This is a genomic window from Nocardia terrae, from assembly GCF_009760405.1.
Taxonomy (GTDB): Bacteria; Actinomycetota; Actinomycetes; order Mycobacteriales; family Mycobacteriaceae; genus Nocardia; species Nocardia terrae.
The window spans coordinates 922342-942015 of the sequence record NZ_WRPP01000003.1; the positions used below are offsets into that span (position 1 = coordinate 922342).

Here is a 19674-nt window from a genome sequence, read left to right on the forward strand (position 1 = left end):
GCGACTAGTCGGACAACTAGTTCTTAGATGCGGCCTTGTTGTAAGCCTCGGTGATGTCAGCCGAGATACGACCCCGAGCGGACACCTTGTGGCCATTCCGGCGCGCCCATTCACGAATGGCCGCGCTTTGTTCGCGATCGATCGACACCCGGTTCTTCGGACCCGCGGCCGGAGCACCGGCCACCTTGGTACGACGCCGCCCGCTCACGCGCCGAGCGGCGGAAACCCAGGTCTCCAGACCTTCCCGAAGCTTGGCCGCGTTGTCGGTGGACAAGTCGATCTCGTAGGAGACGCCATCGATAGCGAACTCGATGGTCTCCTCCGCGATGGACTCACCGTCGACATCGTCGATCAAGCTAACGGTGACCTTCTTTGCCATGAGATGAACGTCCTCTCGAAATCGTGCGACCCGCATAGTCAGGCCGATTACCCGACGCCAGAATACCGCTAATTCCGATAGTCCCAGAACTAGCCCCGGAAATGCAATCCGGAGAACTAACGGGCTGCCGGACGCACAATTGGAAAGAGTATCGTTTCCCGGATTCCCAGGCCAGTCAGGGCCATCAGCAAACGATCGATACCCATACCGGTTCCGGTTGTGGGGGGCATACCGTGCTCCATCGCGGCGAGGAAGTCCTCGTCCAGACGCATGGCCTCGTCATCGCCGGCCGCGGCCAAACGCGCTTGATCCATGAACCGTTCACGCTGGATGACCGGATCCACGAGTTCGGAATAGCCGGTGGCGAGTTCGAAGCCGCGCACGTACAGGTCCCACTTCTCGGTAACCCCGGGCTTGCTCCGATGCTGGCGCGTCAGCGGCGATGTCTCAACCGGGAAGTCCCGCACGAAAGTCGGCGCGTAGAGCTTGTCGCCGTAGACGTGCTCCCAGAGTTCCTCGACCAGTTTGCCGTGGCCATAGCCCTTGCCCTCGGGAATTTCCAGACCGACCCGATCGGCGAGTGCCAGCAATTCCTCGACCGTCGTTTCCGGCGTGACCTCGACACCGATCTGCTCGGACAGCGACGGGTACATCTCGACAGTCGCCCACTCGCCGGACAGGTCGTATTCGGTGCCGTCCGCAAGCGTCACCACCTGCGTTCCGTAGACCTCCTGTGCGACTTCCTGGATCAATTCCCGCATCATGGTCGCGGAATCATCGTAGGTGCCGTACGCCTCGTAGGTTTCCAACATTGCGAACTCGGGCGAATGGGTGGAGTCCGCGCCCTCGTTACGGAAGTTCCGGTTGATCTCGAAGACCTTCTCGATGCCGCCCACCACGCAACGCTTCAGGAACAGCTCCGGCGCGATGCGCAGGAACAGTTCCATATCGAGCGCGTTGGAGTGGGTGGCGAAGGGGCGGGCCGCCGCGCCGCCGTGGATGGTCTGCAGCATCGGGGTCTCGACCTCGAGGAATCCCCTGCGCTCCAAGGCGTTTCGCAGCGCGCGCACGGCGGCGACGCGGGTGCGGGCCATCTCGCGGGCCTCGGGCCGCACGATCAGGTCCACATAGCGCTGACGGACACGGGACTCCTCGTTCATCTCCTTGTGCGCGACCGGCAGCGGGCGCAGCGACTTCGCGGCCATCTCCCATGAATCGGCCATGACGCTCAATTCGCCCGAGCGCGAGGCGATCACCTCGCCGTGCACATAGACGAAGTCACCGAGGTCCACATCGGCCTTCCAGGCCGCCAGCGACTCCGCGCCGACACCGTTGAGGCTGATCATCGCCTGCAGCTTGGTGCCGTCACCGTCCTGCAGGGTGGCGAAACACAGCTTTCCGGTATTGCGGACGAAAATGACGCGGGCCGCGATCCCGACCAGCTGACCGGTCTGGGTATCGGGGGCCAGATCCGGGTAAGCCTCGCGAATTTCAGCGAGGGTGTGGGTACGGTTCACCACCACCGGGTAAGCCTCACGGCCCTCGGCCAGCAACCGCTCGCGCTTCTCCCGGCGAATCCGCATCTGCTCGGGGACATCGTGCTCCACGACAGCCGCCGCGGCACGCTTTTGGCCAGCGGGAACAGTGGTGCTTGCGGGAGAAGAGGGGTTGGAGGCGCTCACGGATCCTTAGCCTATCTTGCGGCGGAAATCGATTTGATCCGCCGCCCTTCGGCTACCCCGAGTCGGAGCTTTACAGCCAGGCGAGAGTCGCGACCTCTCGTTCGAAGTGCGGGGCGGAGGCCGCGACGGTCAGCAGGCCCGCCTTTTTCAGGGCCTGATATCCGCCCTCGAGGTCGGTGGCGCGACGCAGTCCCAGCTGCTGCAAGGAGGCCGCGGCCAGGCTCGAGGTGTAACCCTCCGAGCAGACGATGATCCATTCCACATCGTGGTGTTCGGCCATGGCCAGACGCGCGGAACTGGACGGATCCAAACGCCATTCCAGGACATTGCGTTCGATGACCAGCGCGCCCGGCAGGGTGCCCTCGCGCAGGCGCTGCGCCTGCGGGCGAATATCCACCAGAATCGCACCGCGCGCGATGGCCTGCGGCAATTCGATCGGGAGCACCCGGCGCAGCTGCTGCCGGGCGTGGGCGAGCATGCCGTCGATCGTCAAGTGGGTCATTCGAGTTCGCCTTCGGGCTGGTCGGTGAGGACGGAACGGGTGCGCCGCAGGGTGCCGTGGCCGGTGACCTCGTAATAGGACATGGCCGTCAGCGGCGGTGAATAAGCGTGGACGCTCAAGGTGGGATTCAGCGGGCCGGTGATTCCGGCTTCTGCGGCCGGGGCACGCACCACGTCGTGCACCCAGCCGAGCGGGAAGGAGGCCTGATCACCCGCGGTGAGGGTGCGGCGGCGCAGCTCCCGGCCGTTCCAGCGGTATTCCGAGAGCGCGCCGGAGAGCACGGTCAGCGCGCCCAGCGAGCCGGCGTGGTCGTGCAGCTCGGTGTATTTCCCCTCGACCCAGCTGATCAGCCAGATGTCCACCTCGTCATCGGCGACGAGCCTTGCCGCCCAGCGGTTTTCGGTGGGCCAGAGGCCGTCCTCGGGCAGCAGGTGGTCGTAGCGGCCCTCCAGCACGTCCTGGGCGCCCTCGTCGGTCAGGCGCAGCAGGTCGGCCGGGCGCAGCCGGGTGGGCAGGGCGGAGGCGGTGGCCCGCTCGGTGACCTCGGGCAGCAGGCGCGAGACCGGGGCGTCGACAGGTAGGGAAAAAACAGAGGAACGCATGAGCGAAACTCCAAGAAATGTGAAAGTGGTCGGGGGCTATACGAAGCCTCGACGACCGTCGAGGCGAATCAGCCTCGACAACACTCCTGGGTGCTCACGCGGGAATACACGTCGGCGAGCCTAACAGAGGGACGCCGGGATTCAACAGGGCCTCCCGGCGACGACTGCATCACTTTTATTCCAGCCGGTCCGTTCAGGGCCGGGCGTCCGCGCGAGCCCGGCGCTGCTGATTGCGCTCGTAGACCAGGCGCAGACCGTCCAGAGTCAGATGCGGTTCGTGGTGCTCGATGGTCTCCGACTCCGGCACGATCAACGGCGCGGTGGCGCCGGTGGCCACCACCGCCACATCGTCGCCGGAAAACGCGTCGATATCGCGAATACGGTCGATCAGGCCGTCCACCAGGCCCGCGAAACCGAAAATAGCGCCCGACTGCAGACATTCCATGCTGTTCTTGCCCACCACCGAACGCGGGCGGGTCAGCTCGGCCCGACGCAGCGCGCTGCGCGCGATCAGCGCCTCCGTTGAAATCTCCACGCCCGGAGCGATACTGCCGCCCAGGAATTCACCCTTGGCCGACACCAGATCCACACAGATCGCGGTGCCGAAATCCACCACGATGGCCGGTGACTGGAAACGGTGATACGCCGCAAGACAATTCACGATGCGGTCGGCGCCGACTTCCTTGGGGTTGTCCACCAGCAGCGGAATACCGGTGCGCACACCGGGTTCCACCAGCACGTGCGGGACATGGCCCCAATAGCGCGACAGCATCTCGCGTAGCTCGCGCAGCACCGGCGGCACCGTGGACAGCGCCGAGACGCCCACCACCTGCTCGGCGTCCGCGCCGATCAGGCCGCGCACCTGCAACGCGAACTCGTCGGCGGTCAGCAGTGGATTGGTGTGCGTCCGCCACTGCCGCACCAGCTTCGCGTGGTCCCCGCTTCCGGAGAACAGGCCAAGCTCGATGCTGGTGTTGCGGACATCGATACAGAGCAGCATCCCCGCCCGCCGCTCAGGCCATGGTGAGCGAGCGCGGGGAGATCAGGTCCGACCCCTCCGGGGCGTGCGCCGGATCGGTGCCGAGCTCGATCGGGCGATTGCGCTCGTCGACGAAGACCACGTGCGGGGCATAGTCCTTCAGCTCCGCGGCATCCAGCATGCCGTAGGCGATGAGGATGACCAGGTCGCCCGGATGCACGAGATGCGCTGCGGCGCCGTTGATTCCGATCACGCCGGAACCGCGCTCGCCCGCGATCACGTAGGTCTCGAGGCGGGCCCCGTTGGTGATGTCCACGATCGAGACCTTCTCGCCCTCGAGCAGGTCGGCGGCGTCCAGCAGATCCTGGTCCACCGTCACCGAGCCCACGTAGTGCAGATCGGCGTGAGTCACCGTGGCGCGGTGGATCTTCGACGTCATCATGGTGCGCAACATCGTCGTCGCCCTCCTAGAGAGATGCCTGGGCAGGCTGGTCGGGAACGGTGGGCAGGCCGTCGAGGGGCTTGCCGATGGAGACGGGCATATTGTCGATCAGGCGGGTGGTGCCGACCCGGGCCGCGACCAGCAGGCGGGCATTGCCGCTGGGCCACTGGTCGGAGAAGTCGGAACCGCGCAGGGCCAGATAGTCGACCTTGATGTCGGGGGCCAGATCCAGAATCGCCCGAGCTGTCTCGAGCACGGCCTCCGGACCCCGGCCCGCGGCGTGCCGACCGGCCAGCAGCGCGGCCGACAGGGTGGTGGCCAGCTCGCGCTCCTCGGCGCTCAGGTACCGGTTGCGGGAGGACAGGGCCAAGCCGTCCGCCTCGCGGACGGTGGCCGCTGGCACGATCTTCACGTCCATGTTCAGGTCGACGACCATCTGCCGGATCAGAGCCAGCTGCTGGTAATCCTTTTCGCCGAAGAACGCCTCGTGCGGCTGGCAGACGTTGAACAGCTTCGAGACCACGGTCAGCACGCCGGAGAAATGGCCCGGCCGGGTCGCGCCCTCGAGGATGTCGCCGAACGGACCGGCCTGCACGGTGGTGCGCGGGCCGAACGGGTACATGTCCTTGGCGCTCGGCGCGAACACCAGCTCGACGCCCTCACCGCGCAGCAGCTCGACATCGGCGTCCAGGGTGCGCGGGTACTTGTCGAGATCCTCGTTCGCGCCGAACTGCAGCGGGTTCACGAAGATCGACACGATGACCGTGGTGTTGGTCAGCTTCGCCAGCCGCACCAGCTCCAGGTGGCCCTCGTGCAGCGCACCCATGGTCGGCACCAGCGCGACCCGGCGGCCGACCGACTTCAGGGCCTTGACGACCTTGGTCATGACGGCCGGATCGTGGTGCACGGTCAGTTCGCCGCGCTTGTACGAGCCGATCAGCTTGGGGTCCATGGGCGTCAGAGTCCTTTCTCCGGCCCATCGGGGCCTTCCGTGGTTACGCTTCGCTGCCTCCTCCAGGCCTGACCGCCGGGCCGGGGTCCTTCCAGCAGATCGATCAGGTCGGGATTGGTCTGGGCACGCTCGGCCGAACGCAGCGACTGGGCGCGATACCCGGCGGCCAGACGGGGATTCAGGGCCTCGAGCGCATTCAGGTGCGCGGCCACCGCGGCCACGTCACCGCGGGCCACCGGACCGGTCAGCGCGGCCGGGCCGCGGCGCAGCGCGTTGTCGAGCGCGGCCGAGGCCAGCGGTGCGAGCATGCGCTCGGCCAGCCCGTTCGGCTGCTCGTCGATGGCCTGCTGGCCCAGCAGGCCCGGACCCGAGAGCGCGGCGCGCAGGGCCTCGACGGCATCCACGATCAAGGTCACCAGATGGTTGCTGCCGTGCGCGAGGGCGGCGTGATAGAGGGTCCGGTTCTCCTCCGAGACCCGCACCGGCTCGCCGCCCATCTCGATCACCAGCGACTGCGCGATGGCGTAGCCGATGTCGTCGGCGGCGGTGACGCCGAAGCAGGCATTGGCCAGCCGCGCGACGTCCTCGTCGTGGCCGGTGAAGGTCATGGCCGGGTGGATGGCCAGCGGCAGCGCGCCCAGCGCGGTGAGCGGCGCGAGGATTCCCACACCGTTCGCGCCCGAGGTGTGCGCCACGATGGTGCCCGGGCGGACCGCGTTCGCCGCCGCCAAACCGGCCACCAGAGCGGCCAATTCGCTGTCCGGCACGGCCAGGATCAGCAGTTCGCTGCGGGCGGCCACGTCCTCGGCGGGCAGGACCTGGGAATCCGGCAGGCGCGTGGCGGCACGGCGCAGCGAGGCATCCGAAATCGCGGATACCCCGAATACGACATGACCGGCACGCTCGAGTGCCGCGCCCAGCGCGGATCCGACGCGTCCCGCCGAGACGATTCCCACCGTCAGTCGTGCGGGCGCAGGATCACTCCAGACATCCTTGTCCGAGGTCACTTTGTCCTCTCGAAAGTCGTTCCAGTCCCGCCTTGCGGGTACCGGACGTTACTCGGCGAGGATATCGCCGCCCATTCGCCGGAGCCACTGTATGTGGGATAGGCAACTCCGGCGGACGGGCGCTAGTTCGCGTTCTCGGATTTCAGGTTCGCCATGATCTCGGCGACCGAGAGCCGGTGGGTGCCCTGCGGGTCGGGGTCGTCACCACGGCGACGGCGACGGGCGGTGGCACGGCCGACCGGGGCGATCGGGGCCGGATCGGGAGCCAGGCGCGGGAGGGGGGCGTTGCCGTCGACCTTGTCGTCGACCTTCTTGGCGTCGCCCTTGTCGCCGAGATTGGTGAGGGAGTCCGCGGGCCGGGAGTCGTTGGCCGGCTCCGGCTTCGGGGTCTCGGTGGCCGAATTCGCTTCGGCGGCTTCGGCGGCGAGCCCGGCCTCATAGTCGGCGCGCATGGCGTCGGTGATGACCGAGGTCTCGGCGGTGACCGGGTCGTCGAAGGGGGTCGCGAAGGCGGGCGCCTCCGGGTGGGCCGGGTCGACCTTGGGGGACATGCGGGCGCGCGGGTCCTCGTCGTCCTCGGGCTGATCGGGCGACGACCACGGGTCCCACGGATCGGCATCCGGCCAGCTATCATTCGCCGCTTCGGCGGTCGGCTCGGCGTCCCGGCCCGGAAGTTCTTGGACACGAACGGCATCCGCACGCAGGGCCGGGCGTTCGAAGGGCAGGTCGCCGTCGAAGAGACGCTGCAGGCTCTCGCGCAGGACGGTGAGTTCGGCACGCAGCGCGGCCATCTCGGTGGCGTCGGCGCCCACCTCGTGGCGGACCCGGGTCTCCACGCCGAGTTCGTACTCGCGGCGGGCAGCAACCTCGCGCTCGAGCTGGAGTTGGTAGACCTTCTGGAGGTCACCCACTTTCGCCTTGTCGATGGCCGCCTCCCTGCGATAACGCGTGGCCGCCAGGGCGCCGATGGCGGCCGCCCACAGGGCCGCGACCAAGCCGACACGGATCAGATGGAGGTTGTCGCTGAAGACCAGGAAAACACTGGCAACCAGTCCGAGGAGAAGCAGAAAGCCGGTGAACAACTTTCCCGCGTCCTCCCGCCTCCGACGGGAAGCACTGCTACGGGAGGGTGAAACCATGTCCGCCAGCGTAGCTTGATCTTCCGACCAGGACCCCCACCTTGGCGATCATCATCACCAAAGCGTTAGCTAAGAAGTAGCTGCCTCATCGGGCGGATCGATGGGAGCACGGCAGCAATACTCCAGCCACAAGGCCGCGGCCACCAGCGCCACACCACCGACCAGACCCACCACCGCGCCCGGCGTATCCGACGACGCCGCACGCAGATCCGAATGCGTGAGCAGCCACACCAGGAAGCCCACCCAGATACCGCCCACCAGCGAGCCCACCTGCGCCGACGCCTTGGCCAGCGCGACCGCCCGGGCCGCCGTGATCGGATGCAGCTGCCCGGAACCCGGGCCGATCCCGTGATTGTCCTTGCGCTGCCGAATCACGAAGGCCAGCACCGCCTCCAGCAGCGCCACCGGCAGCAGCGAGGCGCCCGAGAACACCGAGATCGGCGGGAACGACGAATACGCCATATTGGTGGCGACCCAGGCCACGATCGCGGCCAGCAGGACATTCGCACACAGGTCGAGAACGCGGGTCGGCTTCACCGCATCAGCTCCGGCATCACGGCGTCCATCCCAAAGTGAGCTCGGTGCGGCGCACACCCGCCACCTCGTCGGAATCCAAGGCGGACAGCCACTCTCGCAGCGAGCGCGCCGCGCCCGCCACCGCCAGCTCCGCGTCCGGGTCCACCTCCAGCCAGGGCACCAGCACGAACGCGCGATTGTGCGCCTGCGGATGCGGCAGCGTCAGCACCGGATCCAGGCTGCGCACCACCACCCGCACATCGCGGCGGCGCCGCTCGGCCCACACCACGTCCACGTCCAGCGTGCGCGCGCCCCAGCGGACCTCGCGCACCCGCCCCGCGGCCTGCTCCAGCTCCTGGCCCAGCCGTAGCCAGTCCGAGGGCTCCAGGGCCGGATCCTCGGCCACCAGAACGGCATTCAGGTAGTCCTGCTGCGGCACCCCACCCCAGGGCGGCGTGGAATACACCGACGAGACCGCCGTCACGCGCGGGCCCAGCGCCGCCACGACGCTGCGCAGATGCGCCAGCCGGTCACCCAGGTTGGATCCGATCGACAGGACTACGCGGGTCACCGTTCCACTCCTCCACGCCGGCGGGACGTGACTACTCGAACGTCTTCGAAGGTATGCGGAATCGGCGCGAAAGGCTTGTGCAGCACCACTTCCACGGCCTCGATGCGGGGATCGGCCATCACGTCGTCCGCGATGTTCGAGACCACCGTCTCGATCAGGTCGCGCGGCTCACCGGCCACGATCCGCACCACCTGCTCGGCGAGCTCGCCGTAGTGGATGGTGTCGGCGATGTCGTCGGACTTGGCGGCCGCGGTGAAATCCGTCCACAGCGTCAGGTCCACGACGAACTCCTGGCCGTCGCGCTTCTCGAAGTCGAAGACGCCGTGATAGCCGAACACGCGCAGACCGCGCAGTTCGATCCGGTCCCCGGACAATCCGATTCGATCGATGCTCACAGCGACTCCCCCGCCGCGCGCCGGTATCGCTCGCGCAGCCGCCGGGCGGCATTGGTGGTCGCGTCGACCACCGCGATGGCGTCCAGCGAGGACCGCACATCGTGCACCCGCACACCCCAGGCCCCGTGCTCGGCGGCCAGGGCGGAAATGGTGGCGGTGGCGACCTCGCGGCCGTCGGGCGGGCGCGGACCCTGCTCGTCGGCCAGCAGCCCGCCCAGGAAGCGCTTGCGGGAGGCCCCGATCAGGACCGGGATCCCCGCGTCCATCATCTCGGTCATGCGATAGAACATGCCGCCCAGCAACTCCCAGTTGTGGTCGGCGTTCTTGGCGAAGCCCAGACCCGGATCCAGCACCAGCTGCCCGAAGTCGACGCCGCCCGCGAGCGCGAACTCGACCTGCGCGTTCAACTCCTCCCAGACCTTGGTCACCACATCGTCGTACTGTTCGGCCGGGCCGGTGTGCTCATAGTTGGCGTCGGCCCGCCAGTGCATGAGAATCCACGGAATATCGGTCTCCGCAACGACTTTCACCATGTTCGGATCGGCGCGGCCACCGGAGACGTCATTGACCATGGACACCCCGGCCGCGATGGCCGCCTCGGCCACGCTCGCCCGCATGGTATCCACGCTCGTCGGGACGCCCGCTGCCGCCAGCTGCCGGATCACCGGAACCACCCGCGCCGCTTCGGTTTCCGGATCGATGCGGACCGCGCCCGGACGCGTGGACTCACCACCGACATCGATGATGTCCGCACCCATCTCGTACAGCTCGAGACCGTGCGCGACCGCCAGCCCCGGATCCAGGTAGCGGCCGCCATCGGAGAAGGAATCGCTGGTGACGTTCACGACGCCCATCACCACACACGAGCGGCCACCACGAGGAACAACCAAATCGGCCCCCCGCGTACCGCTCTCGGTCATGGTCGCTGCGCTCACTTCCGGAGAATGAGGTCGAGGGCTTCTGCCCGGGAAGACGCGTTCGACTGCAAAAGGCCGCGCACCGCCGACGTGGTGGTGGAGGCTCCCGGCTTGCGGATACCGCGCATGGCCATGCACAGGTGCTCGGCCTCGATCACCACGATCGCGCCGCGCGGATCCAGCTTGGCCATGACCGCGTCCGCGATCTGCGAGGTCAGCCGCTCCTGCACCTGCGGCCGCTTGGCGTACAGGTCGACCAGGCGGGCCAGCTTGGACAGTCCCGTCACCCGGCCGTGCTGGCCGGGGATGTAGCCGACGTGCGCGACGCCGTGGAACGCCACCAGGTGGTGTTCACAGGTCGAGTACATCGGAATGTCGCGGACCAGGACCAACTCCTGGTGGCCCTCGTCGAAGGTGGTGTTGAGCACGTCGGAAGGATCGGTGAACAGCCCGGCGAACATCTCCCGGTACGCACGAGCCACCCGTCCGGGAGTGTCGGCGAGCCCGGGACGATCCGGATTCTCACCGACCGCGATCAGCAGTTCGCGCACGGCAGCCTCCGCGCGCTCCTGGTCGAAGGGCCGACCGGTGTCGAGCGCGATCGGGCCGGACACGACTTGATTGTTGGTGGCCGACAATCGACACCTCCTGTGTTGACTTGCCGCACATGCACTCGCGGCCTGGACGCGGTCGCCGACCACTCGGGCGGGCTCGGCGCCGGGCATTCACCCTGCTACCGAGCCCGGCCCGAGCCGGGCCGCGAACCCAATGAGCGTATCGGGACCGCGGTCAGCGACGACCGTTCGGTCCGTCCCAACCGTTCTTCTCGTCCTCGTCATTCCCGGACGGCGGCGGCGCGGCCGGATACTCCGGCTGGCCGTAACCCGGCTGGTACTGCCCGCCGCCCGGCTGGTACCGCTGGTTGCCCGCGGGCGCCCAGCCGCCGTACGCGCCGCGCGGCTGCGGGGCCTGGCCCTCTTCCTCCTGCGGCGGCCAGCCCGGGGCCGACCAACCGGCCGGAGCGCCGTAATCCGGACGCGAACCGTGGGTCGGAGTCCCCTGGCGCGGGTAGGCCGGAGCCTGCGGCAGCGGATAGCCCTGCGGTGCGGGAGCCGGGTAGCCGTACTGCGGCGCGCCGCCGTAGGCCGGCTCGGGGTGGCCGTTGGCGGGCTGCGCCACCGGACGCGAGTCTTCCTCGGGCCACGGCTCACCGCGCTCGGCGGCCAGCTCGCGCGGCGTCTTCACCGGCGGGCGATCCGAGGGAGTGCGGGCGCCGAAATCGTTGAAAGCCGTGATGCGCGGCCGCTTTTCGACGGTGGCCAGAATCGTCTCGAGCTCCTTGCGGTGCAGGGTCTCGCGCTCCAGCAGCGCGGTGGCCAGCGAGTCGAGCTCGTCGCGGTAGTCGTTGAGCACCGACCAGGCCTCGGTGTGCGCGGCCTCGATGAGGTTGCGCACCTCCTCGTCGATCTCGCGGGCCACCTCGTGCGAGTAGTCCGAATTCGTGCCCATGGACCGGCCCAGGAACGGGTCGCCCTGCTCCTGGCCGTAGCGGACGGCGCCCAGGCGGGCGCTCATGCCGTACTCGGTGACCATGGCCCGCGCGGTCTTGGTGGCCTGGTCGATATCGGAGGAGGCGCCCGTGGTCGGCTCGTGGAACACCAGTTCCTCGGCCGCGCGGCCGCCCATGGCGAACACCAGGCGGGCGATCATCTCCGAGCGGGTCATCAGGCCCTTGTCGTCCTCGGGCACGGTCATGGCGTGGCCGCCGGTGCGGCCGCGGGCCAGGATGGTGACCTTGTAGACGGGCTCGATATCGGGCATCGCCCACGCGGCCAGGGTGTGCCCGGCCTCGTGGTAGGCGGTGATCTTCTTCTCGTGCTCGCTGATCACGCGCGACTTGCGGCGGGGGCCGCCGATGACGCGGTCGACCGACTCCTCCAGTGCCGCACCGGTGATCACGTTGCCGTGCTCACGCGCGGTGAGCAGCGCCGCCTCGTTGATCACGTTGGCCAGGTCCGCGCCCGACATGCCGACGGTCCGCTTGGCCAGACCCTCGAGGTCGGCGTCGGGCGAGATCGGCTTGCCCTTGGAGTGCACCTGCAGGATCGCGCGGCGACCGTTGAGGTCCGGGTTGCCGACCGGGATCTGCCGGTCGAAACGACCGGGACGCAGCAGCGCCGGATCCAGGATGTCGGGCCGGTTGGTGGCGGCCATGATGATGACGCCGGTGCGCTCACCGAAGCCGTCCATCTCGACCAGCAGCTGGTTCAGGGTCTGCTCGCGCTCGTCGTGGCCACCGCCGAGTCCCGCGCCACGCTGGCGGCCGACCGCGTCGATCTCGTCCACGAAGATGATGCAGGGGCTGTTCTGCTTGGCCTGATCGAACAGGTCGCGCACGCGGGAAGCACCGACACCGACGAACATCTCGACGAAGTCCGAACCGGAGATGGTGAAGAACGGCACCCCGGCCTCACCGGCAACGGCCTTGGCCAGCAACGTCTTACCGGTGCCGGGCGGGCCGTAGAGCAGCACGCCCTTGGGGATCTTCGCGCCCAGCGCCTGGTAGCGCGACGGGTTCTGCAGGAAGTCCTTGATCTCGTAGAGCTCTTCGATGGCCTCATCGGCGCCCGCCACGTCCTGGAACGTGGTCTTGGGCATGTCCTTGGACAGCAGTTTGGCCTTCGACTTGCCGAAGCCCATCATGCCGCCGCGACCGCCGCCCTGCATGCGGGCCATCACGAAGATGAACAGGCCCAGCAGGATCACCATGGGCAGCATGAACAGCAGGATCTGGCTCAGCCACGAGTCCTGCTTGACGGTGGTGTTGACCTTCGCGCCCGAATCCTCGGCGGCCTTGAAGACCTGCGCGGAGACCTCACCGCCACCCGGGTACTTGGTGATGATCTTGGTCTGACCCTTGGTGGCATCATTGCCGTTCTTCAGCGTGACGCGCAGTTGCTGCTCTTTGTCGTCGATCTGGACGGACTCGACATTCGACTTGTCCTGGAGCTGGGACAAAGCCACCGAGGTATCGACGCTGTGCCAGTCGCGCGTGTCGTTGCTGAAATAGCTGACCAACCAGATCACGAGCAAGAAGCCCGCGACTATGGCCAGGTTGCGGAACACAGTCTTGCGGTTCATAGAGCGTCGGCCGGCGGCCAGTCCTTTCCGGGGGGTGTATCCGGTTTGCCTGCGATGCTGCGGGGCACGCCCGTTCCGGCGAACGGATGCGGACATGCCACGTTACCGCGTACGGTCTAGTCGATACATCGCGCAGTTCGGCTGCTGGTGCAGTTCAAGAAGTAAACGGCTGGAGAACGCGGGTGGTTCCCCGACCATCTGCGGCAACACATCGGGTCGATCACCCCCTGGTGTCGGCACGAGTGGTCACAATCATGGCATGGTCGTCTCATCGTGAGTGACGACACAACAGAGCGCAGGGGGTATGGACATAGTCGAGCTACGGACACCCACGGCGATTGTGCGGCACGGCAACGGCCGGTTGACTGTGCTGCGACCTGGAACCGACGGCGAGCGCGTGCTCGACGTGCCGGTCAGCGACCTGTTGAAGGTGCGTTTGAACCGGCGTGCCGATGACGCCGTCGTCATCGAAATCTATCTGCGCTATCCCACCCCGGTCCTGACCGGAGTCCCCGCCGACCGCACGCCCCTGCCGGTGCTCATCGCCGAACACGATGTGCCCGCCGCCACCGTCATCGTCGAGCGGATCAACAATCAGATCCTGGCCACCCAGCGGCTGGACGTGGCCGCGCCGGACCTGACCCCGCCCGCACCCTCCTGGGGTCGCACCGGGCCCGCCCGCGCCGACGTGGATCGCGCGGTGCGGCGCATGGCCCCCAAGCGCGACGCCAAGCCGGCCGTGGCCGCCCTGCAGCGCTACGTCACCGCCGAGGAATACGTGCTCGAGGCGGCCCTGGTCACCGCACAGCCGCCCGCCCCCAAGGCGACCGGGCTGCTGGCCGTCACGACCACCCGGCTGATCTTCGTCGCGCTCGGCTCGGGCAAGCGTTTCGCCCATGAGCTACCGATCGCGACCCTGCTGTGGGCGCGCACCACCGACGATGCCGAGGCACCGGGCGCCGCGCCCGGCGAGTACGGGGTCGAGGTCAGCGACGGCAACCTGACCTGGCATTTCACCGGCACCGATCGGGCCGACACCGATCGGGTCACGGGCGCTTTGAATTTCGCGATCCAGCGCGAGGTGGCCGACGGCGCGGCGGGTCCGGCGGATCCCGGCGTGTCGAAGCTGTACTCGGAATGGGAATTACTGGTCGAGCGGCATTCGCTCGGCATGGTCGACGACGCGCAATTCCAGCGGTATGGACGCGGAATTCTCCGGTCTCTGCCCGATTAGACGAAAGGGTTTGGGGGCCGAGCCCCCAAAACCCGATCTATTTATTCGTCCGGTTGCAGCGTGATGCGCCGCCACGGGCTGGTGGGCCGCATCCACAGGCGCAGCAATTCCATGCGCCGATCCACGCCGCCGGACTTCAGTTCCGCGAGGTCCTCGCACGCCTGCCAATACGTCCACCCGGCCAGGTAGGCGTCGCCGAATTGCCGCCAGTTGCGGTATTTGCGCTGGGCCGGGGGCAGCGCGCGCATGAGGTAGTCCCAGGCGACGTCCGCGTCGAGGTAGCCGGCGGTGTAGGCCATGCGGGCGACGGCGACCACGCGGGCCAGATCCCAGGCCTGGATATCGGTGGGCAGCGGCCGGACCAGATGGTCGGTGAGGCCGAGTTTGATGGCCTGCGACCAGATGTCGTAATCGCGGACCAGCGCCTCGGGATTCTCCATGCCGCGGAAGGAACCGACCTGCCGCAGGAAGGCGCGGTGCCGATCGGCGCGCTCGCCGAAGCGATCGCGTTCAGGGGAGTTGATGGCCGCCATGACGAGCGGATGCACGAGCGCGTAGAGGGGACCGTGCATACCGTCGAGGAGTTGTTCCATCGAGGCCATGGCCTCGGTGCCGTCGGTGATGCCCCACGCGCCGGTGAGCGTATCGATGGCAAGCTCCCGGCGATCGCCCAGCGGATGCTCGCGTTCGGGACCGAGCAGCAGCGCGTCGTGGAAGGCGTCCCAGCGCGCCGAATAGAAGCCACCCAGCGATAAGGCGCGCAGCTCGTCGTCGGAGACCTGCGCACCTGACCAATGGTCGTCCTCGCGCTGGTCGAGCTCCGGGTAGGGGAAGGTCGTCAGCGTTGGCACGTCGCGGGCGGGCATACCACGATTGTTCACCATCGATCTTGGAGTGGCCCGCTATTCGCCGATCGCGTGTGCCACACCGGGCGGGTCGGTTGCGAACACTGAGCAAACCGGTCGGTTCTGAATCCCCGGAACCCACCGCGACACACTCACGCAATTGTCTGAATCTTGCCCTGTCACAGCGGGTAATCGGGCGCTAACCTCTGGGGGCATGAGTGGGAACATCACCCTGCTGCGCGGGCTCACGCCGGCTGCCACGGAGCAGGAAATCTACGCCGCCGCACAGGAATACGTGCGCAAGGTCGGCGGGGTATCGGGATTGACCACGGCCACCAAGGCCGCGGTGGACAAGGCGGTGCAGGCGATCGCCGAGGCCACCACCCAATTGCTGGCGGAATTACCGGATCGCCGGGCCGCCGAGGGCGAGGCGCCGGCGCGTCGCCGGGTGCGCGACACCGTCACCGAAGAAGCGAGCTGACGCTCGCGCGTTCACACGCCGTACACCGACACGCAGTCGAGCGCGATCTCCAGGCGCGGACCCCGTTGGTCGAGAGAGTGACCGAGTAGTTCTTCTATGCGCTGAATCCGGTATCGCACCGTGTTCTTGTGCACGCCGAGCAGTTTCGCGGCCGCGTCCGGGCTGCGGCGGGCTCGCAGGTAGGCATGCAAGGTTTCCCGCAATCGCGCCGACTGTGCGTCGGGTGCGGCGAGTGCGCCCAGTTCCCTGTCGATGAGCGACCGCATGGCGCTCTCGTCGGCTCCCGCCAGATAGGCGACCTCGACCTCCGAGTAGTGCAGCACGCGCGGCCCGTCCGGGCGGGCCCGCTCGGCCACGTGCCGCGCGGCGACGGCCTCGCGGTGGCTGTCGCGAAATCCGGTGGTGTGCGCGGCCGGCAGCCCGACCGCGACCCGCACGGGAGCCTCCACCGACCACGCCGGATCGTCCGGCTCGGGCAGTTCGCCGTCCACTCCGATCCAGGCCCACAGGGCGGTCGCGCCCGAGGGCATGGTGAGCAGGCTGCCGTTGCCCAGCGCGGTCGCGTAGCGGGCCACGATCCGGTCGAGCTGGCCGACGGCCTCGCCGTTGCCGTCCGAGGGCAGTGGCGCACTGTCCACATCCGTCCACAGCACCAGTGCCAGGTGCCGCTGCGCGAGCCGGTATCCCAGCCTGCCGGAAGCGGTTTCGGTGTCGACCTCGGCGCCGTCGAGCAGGGCGCGCACGATCTCGGCGCGCTGGGTGAAGGCCGCGCGCAGCCCGCTTTCGCGTTCGGCCATGTAGGTGTCGGTGAGGGTTTCGACCGAGTGGCTCGCCCAGCGTGTGGTGCGGTCGAAAAGTCGTAGCAGCACCGATCTTTCGATGTCCTGGGGCAGCTGCCGCTGTTCGATCACCTCGGTCATGTAATCGATGACGGCTTCCTGGCCGAGGTGGTAGACCCGCAGCAGCAGCCGGACGTCGTAGCCGCGGCGGGCGACCGTGCGGGCGAAGGCGTGCGCCTCCTCGGGGACCGGATAGTGGAAGCGGTCCTGGGTGAGCCCGCTGAGCACCTCGACGGCGTGGGCCCGGCTGCTGGCGGCGAGGTCGCGGCGCATATCGGGGTCCCGCAGTTCCGGGATGCGGGCGATGATCGCGTTGTCCAGGCGGGTGACGACCTGTTCCAGCGTGTCGCCGGGGAGGGTTTCGGCGACGAAGTCGGCGATCCACTGACGGATCTCCGCGCTGTTCGCCGTCGTCGCCACGAAAGCCCTCCAGACTTGTACTCAGAGCACAAAACCGACCGGAACAATTGACCCGATTGGCCAAGCATCGGCCCTGGAAATTGTGTCACGATCATAGTCCAGTGAGCTGCCACACAGCTCACCGTCGCAACGTAGCGCACGTGGGGAAGGCACACCGTGACCAATACCGAACCCGCCGCGGGCACCGCTCGCAAGACCGGGACCCGTAAGCCCGCCGCCAAGGCCGCCGCGAAGACAGCGGCCACCCCGAAACCGGACGCGCCGAAGCAGCCCACCGAGCTCGAGGTCCGCAATCCGGCGACCGGCGCGCTGGCGGGCACGGTCCCGATCGATTCGGCCGAGACGGTCGCCGCCAAGGTTCGCGAACTGCGCGCGCACCAGCCCGCGTGGGAGGCGCTGGGCCCCGACGGCCGCAAGGAGTGGCTGCTCAAACTGCAGGACTGGCTGGTGGACAACACAGATCGCCTGGCCGACGTGCTGCAGTCCGAGACCGGCAAGGCCCGCGTGGACTCGCTCATCGACCCCGCCTTCTCGGTCGACCTCACCGGCTACTACGCCCGCCGCGCCGCGAAATTCCTTGCCGACGAACATCCTTCGCCGCACAGCCCGCTCGCCCGGGTCAAGCAGCTGACCACCGTGTTCCGGCCCTACCAGGTGGTCGGCGTGATCACCCCGTGGAACTTCCCGCTGGCCATGCCGGTCATCGACGTCATCCCGGCGCTGGCCGCGGGCGCGGCGGTCATTTTGAAACCCTCCGAGGTGACCCCGCTTTCGGCCGTCGAGCTGGCGCGCGGCTGGCGTGAGATCGGCGCACCGCCGGTGTTCGAGGTGGTCACCGGCGCGGGCGACACCGGCGCGGCCGTGGTCGGGAACGCCGACTACATCCAGTTCACCGGCTCCACCGCGACCGGCCGCAAGATCGCGGCGGCCTGCACCGAGCGCATGGTCCCGTTCAGCCTGGAGCTGGGCGGCAAGGATCCGGCCATCGTGCTGGCCGACGCCGATCTCGACCGGGCCGCGCACGGCATCGCCTTCGGCGGGCTGTTCAATGCCGGGCAGGTGTGCATCTCGGTCGAGCGCGTGTACGTGGAAGCGCCCGTCTACGACGAGTTCCTGGCGAAGCTGACCGCCGCGGTCAAGGAGGTCCGCCAGGGCGTGGACGGCCGCAAGCCCGAATACGACATGGGCGCGCTGGCCAACGAGAACCAGGCGCAGATCGTGCAGCGGCACGTCGAGGAGGCTGTCAAGGCGGGTGCGCGCATCACCACCGGCGGCAAGCGCACCGGTGTCGGAACGCTTTTCGAGCCGACCGTGCTCGCCGACGTGGACCACACCATGAGCTGCATGACCGAGGAGACCTTCGGCCCGACGCTGCCGGTCATGAAGGTGGCGAACGAGGCGGAAGCCATTCGGCTGGCCAATGATTCGATCTACGGGCTGTCGGCCTCGGTGTGGTCGGGCGACAAGGATCGCGCCGAACGCGTTGCGCGCCAACTGAACGCGGGCGCGGTGAACATCAACGACGTGTTCGCCAATATGTTCAGCTTCGCGCTGCCCATGGGCGGCTGGGGGCTGTCGGGCACCGGCGCGCGCTGGGGCGGCCCCAACGGCGTGCGCAAGTACTGCCGTCAGCAGGCCATCACCAAGCCGCTGCTGCCGACGCAGACCAAAGAGCCGCTGTGGTTCCCGTATTCGCCGCCCAAGCTGACCTTCGCCATGGCCGCCATGCGGGCCGCGGGCACACGCGGGCTGCGGCGCGTCAACCTGCCCGCCATCATCAAGACCGTCCGGGGGCTGTGATGACCGATTTCGGAACGATCGCGGGCAAGGTCGTCGTCATCACCGGCGGTGCGCGCGGCATCGGCCTGGCCACGGCCACCGCGCTGCAGGCGCTGGGCGCGAAGATCGCCATCGGCGACATCGACGAGACCACCGTCAAGGAGTCCGGCGCCGCACGGGGTTTCGACGTGTACGGCACGCTGGACGTCACCGATCACCAGTCCTTCGAGGCGTTCCTCGATGACGTGGAGCGCCGCCTCGGGCCGGTCGACGTGCTGATCAACAATGCCGGGATCATGCCCACCGGTCGTGTGGTGGACGAGCCGGACCAGATCACCCGCCGCATTCTCGACATCAATGTGTACGGCGTGATCCTGGGCTCCAAGCTGGCCATCGCGCGCATGCTGCCGCGCGGGCGCGGGCACGTCATCAATATCGCGTCGCTGGCGGGTGAGACCCACATCCCGGGCCTGGCCACGTACAACGCCAGCAAGCACGCGGTGCTGGGCTTCACCGACACGCTGCGCGAGGAGTACCGGGGCACCGGGCTGCGGTTCTCGTCGGTGCTGCCGACGCTCACCAGAACCGAACTGGGAACGGGCATCACGGCCCCCAAGGTATTGCGCCCCGCGGAGCCGGAGGAGATCGCCGACGCCATCGCCAAGCTGATCGTCACGCCGCGCTCCAAGGTGCGGGTCACCACCGTGGCAGGGGTCATCTCGCAGGTGGTGGGCTTCCTCCCGGAGGCGTGGGGCGATGCTCTCGGACGGGCGCTGGGCGCGCAGTCCGCCTTCCTCGACGATGTGGACTCCGACGCGCGCAGGGCCTACGAGCACCGGGTGCGTGAATAGC

Annotated in this window: 21 protein-coding genes; 4 read left to right on the top strand and 17 right to left on the bottom strand. The window is 68.1% G+C overall.

Annotation, left to right across the window (positions count from 1 at the left end; translation table 11 throughout):
• Nucleotides 1-16 precede the first annotated feature (16 nt).
• From GPX89_RS19535 to ftsH, 15 genes are all read right to left on the bottom strand, one after another.
• Entirely contained in the window at nucleotides 17-379 is a 363-nt protein-coding gene (locus tag GPX89_RS19535) for a histone-like nucleoid-structuring protein Lsr2 (protein WP_157388971.1), read from the bottom strand.
• A 116-nt stretch (nucleotides 380-495) separates the two neighbouring features.
• Nucleotides 496-1962 carry a lysine--tRNA ligase gene (gene lysS / locus GPX89_RS19540; RefSeq protein WP_157389222.1) on the bottom strand — a complete coding sequence of 489 codons (1467 nt, stop codon included), beginning with the start codon at nucleotides 1960-1962 and terminating at the stop codon, nucleotides 496-498.
• A 169-nt stretch (nucleotides 1963-2131) separates the two neighbouring features.
• Nucleotides 2132-2563: a rhodanese-like domain-containing protein gene (locus GPX89_RS19545; RefSeq protein WP_198347498.1), complete on the bottom strand. Its 432-nt coding sequence runs from the start codon at nucleotides 2561-2563 to the stop codon at nucleotides 2132-2134.
• Nucleotides 2560-3165 (bottom strand): cysteine dioxygenase, encoded by a 606-nt coding sequence (locus GPX89_RS19550; RefSeq protein WP_157388972.1) that lies wholly within the window; start codon nucleotides 3163-3165, stop codon nucleotides 2560-2562. Before GPX89_RS19550 ends, GPX89_RS19545 begins: the two co-directional genes overlap by 4 nt.
• A 193-nt stretch (nucleotides 3166-3358) precedes the next feature.
• Nucleotides 3359-4165 carry a type III pantothenate kinase gene (locus GPX89_RS19555; protein WP_157388973.1) on the bottom strand — a complete coding sequence of 269 codons (807 nt, stop codon included), beginning with the start codon at nucleotides 4163-4165 and terminating at the stop codon, nucleotides 3359-3361.
• Between the two features lie 13 nt (nucleotides 4166-4178).
• Entirely contained in the window at nucleotides 4179-4598 is a 420-nt protein-coding gene (gene panD / locus GPX89_RS19560; protein ID WP_157388974.1) for an aspartate 1-decarboxylase, read from the bottom strand.
• A gap of 13 nt (nucleotides 4599-4611) precedes the next feature.
• A complete protein-coding gene (panC, locus tag GPX89_RS19565) occupies nucleotides 4612-5538 on the bottom strand; it encodes a pantoate--beta-alanine ligase (protein ID WP_157388975.1) in 927 nt (308 codons plus the stop codon).
• Between the two features lie 5 nt (nucleotides 5539-5543).
• Nucleotides 5544-6545 (bottom strand): Rossmann-like and DUF2520 domain-containing protein, encoded by a 1002-nt coding sequence (locus tag GPX89_RS19570; protein ID WP_328602028.1) that lies wholly within the window; start codon nucleotides 6543-6545, stop codon nucleotides 5544-5546.
• 122 nt (nucleotides 6546-6667) lie between these two features.
• Nucleotides 6668-7684, bottom strand: coding sequence for a DUF6779 domain-containing protein (locus tag GPX89_RS19575; RefSeq protein WP_157388976.1), 1017 nt, complete (start codon nucleotides 7682-7684; stop codon nucleotides 6668-6670).
• Between the two features lie 69 nt (nucleotides 7685-7753).
• The gene (locus GPX89_RS19580; protein ID WP_328602029.1) at nucleotides 7754-8221 is read right to left on the bottom strand and encodes a DUF3180 domain-containing protein; all 468 of its coding nucleotides are present in this window, start codon (nucleotides 8219-8221) and stop codon (nucleotides 7754-7756) included.
• Nucleotides 8222-8237: 16 nt separating this feature from the next.
• Entirely contained in the window at nucleotides 8238-8771 is a 534-nt protein-coding gene (gene folK / locus GPX89_RS19585) for a 2-amino-4-hydroxy-6-hydroxymethyldihydropteridine diphosphokinase (protein WP_328602030.1), read from the bottom strand.
• Nucleotides 8768-9166, bottom strand: a complete 399-nt coding sequence (gene folB / locus GPX89_RS19590; RefSeq protein WP_328602031.1) for a dihydroneopterin aldolase — start codon at nucleotides 9164-9166, stop codon at nucleotides 8768-8770. The genes folK and folB overlap by 4 nt, the downstream gene beginning before the upstream one ends.
• A complete protein-coding gene (folP, locus tag GPX89_RS19595; protein ID WP_456237930.1) occupies nucleotides 9163-10086 on the bottom strand; it encodes a dihydropteroate synthase in 924 nt (307 codons plus the stop codon). Before folP ends, folB begins: the two co-directional genes overlap by 4 nt.
• A gap of 11 nt (nucleotides 10087-10097) precedes the next feature.
• The gene (gene folE, locus GPX89_RS19600; protein WP_328602032.1) at nucleotides 10098-10697 is read right to left on the bottom strand and encodes a GTP cyclohydrolase I FolE; all 600 of its coding nucleotides are present in this window, start codon (nucleotides 10695-10697) and stop codon (nucleotides 10098-10100) included.
• A 175-nt stretch (nucleotides 10698-10872) separates the two neighbouring features.
• The gene (ftsH, locus tag GPX89_RS19605) at nucleotides 10873-13224 is read right to left on the bottom strand and encodes an ATP-dependent zinc metalloprotease FtsH (RefSeq protein WP_157388978.1); all 2352 of its coding nucleotides are present in this window, start codon (nucleotides 13222-13224) and stop codon (nucleotides 10873-10875) included.
• A 367-nt stretch (nucleotides 13225-13591) separates the two neighbouring features.
• Here ftsH and GPX89_RS19610 point away from each other — a divergent pair, with 367 nt between their 5' ends.
• A complete protein-coding gene (locus tag GPX89_RS19610) occupies nucleotides 13592-14458 on the top strand; it encodes a hypothetical protein (RefSeq protein ID WP_328602033.1) in 867 nt (288 codons plus the stop codon).
• Between the two features lie 41 nt (nucleotides 14459-14499).
• Here the strand turns inward: GPX89_RS19610 and GPX89_RS19615 are convergent, their stop codons facing one another.
• A complete protein-coding gene (locus GPX89_RS19615; RefSeq protein WP_033087693.1) occupies nucleotides 14500-15324 on the bottom strand; it encodes a DUF1266 domain-containing protein in 825 nt (274 codons plus the stop codon).
• A gap of 193 nt (nucleotides 15325-15517) precedes the next feature.
• Here GPX89_RS19615 and GPX89_RS19620 point away from each other — a divergent pair, with 193 nt between their 5' ends.
• Nucleotides 15518-15784 carry a DUF2277 domain-containing protein gene (locus tag GPX89_RS19620; protein WP_157388980.1) on the top strand — a complete coding sequence of 89 codons (267 nt, stop codon included), beginning with the start codon at nucleotides 15518-15520 and terminating at the stop codon, nucleotides 15782-15784.
• Nucleotides 15785-15795: 11 nt separating this feature from the next.
• On the opposite strand, the gene GPX89_RS19625 is transcribed toward GPX89_RS19620, so the two are convergent.
• Complete coding sequence (locus GPX89_RS19625; RefSeq protein WP_328602034.1) at nucleotides 15796-17043, bottom strand: PucR family transcriptional regulator; 1248 nt, start codon at nucleotides 17041-17043, stop codon at nucleotides 15796-15798.
• Nucleotides 17044-17199: 156 nt separating this feature from the next.
• Here GPX89_RS19625 and GPX89_RS19630 point away from each other — a divergent pair, with 156 nt between their 5' ends.
• Nucleotides 17200-18843, top strand: coding sequence for an aldehyde dehydrogenase family protein (locus tag GPX89_RS19630; protein ID WP_328602035.1), 1644 nt, complete (start codon nucleotides 17200-17202; stop codon nucleotides 18841-18843).
• Nucleotides 18843-19673, top strand: coding sequence for an SDR family oxidoreductase (locus GPX89_RS19635; RefSeq protein WP_157388981.1), 831 nt, complete (start codon nucleotides 18843-18845; stop codon nucleotides 19671-19673). Before GPX89_RS19630 ends, GPX89_RS19635 begins: the two co-directional genes overlap by 1 nt.
• Nucleotide 19674 lies beyond the last annotated feature (1 nt).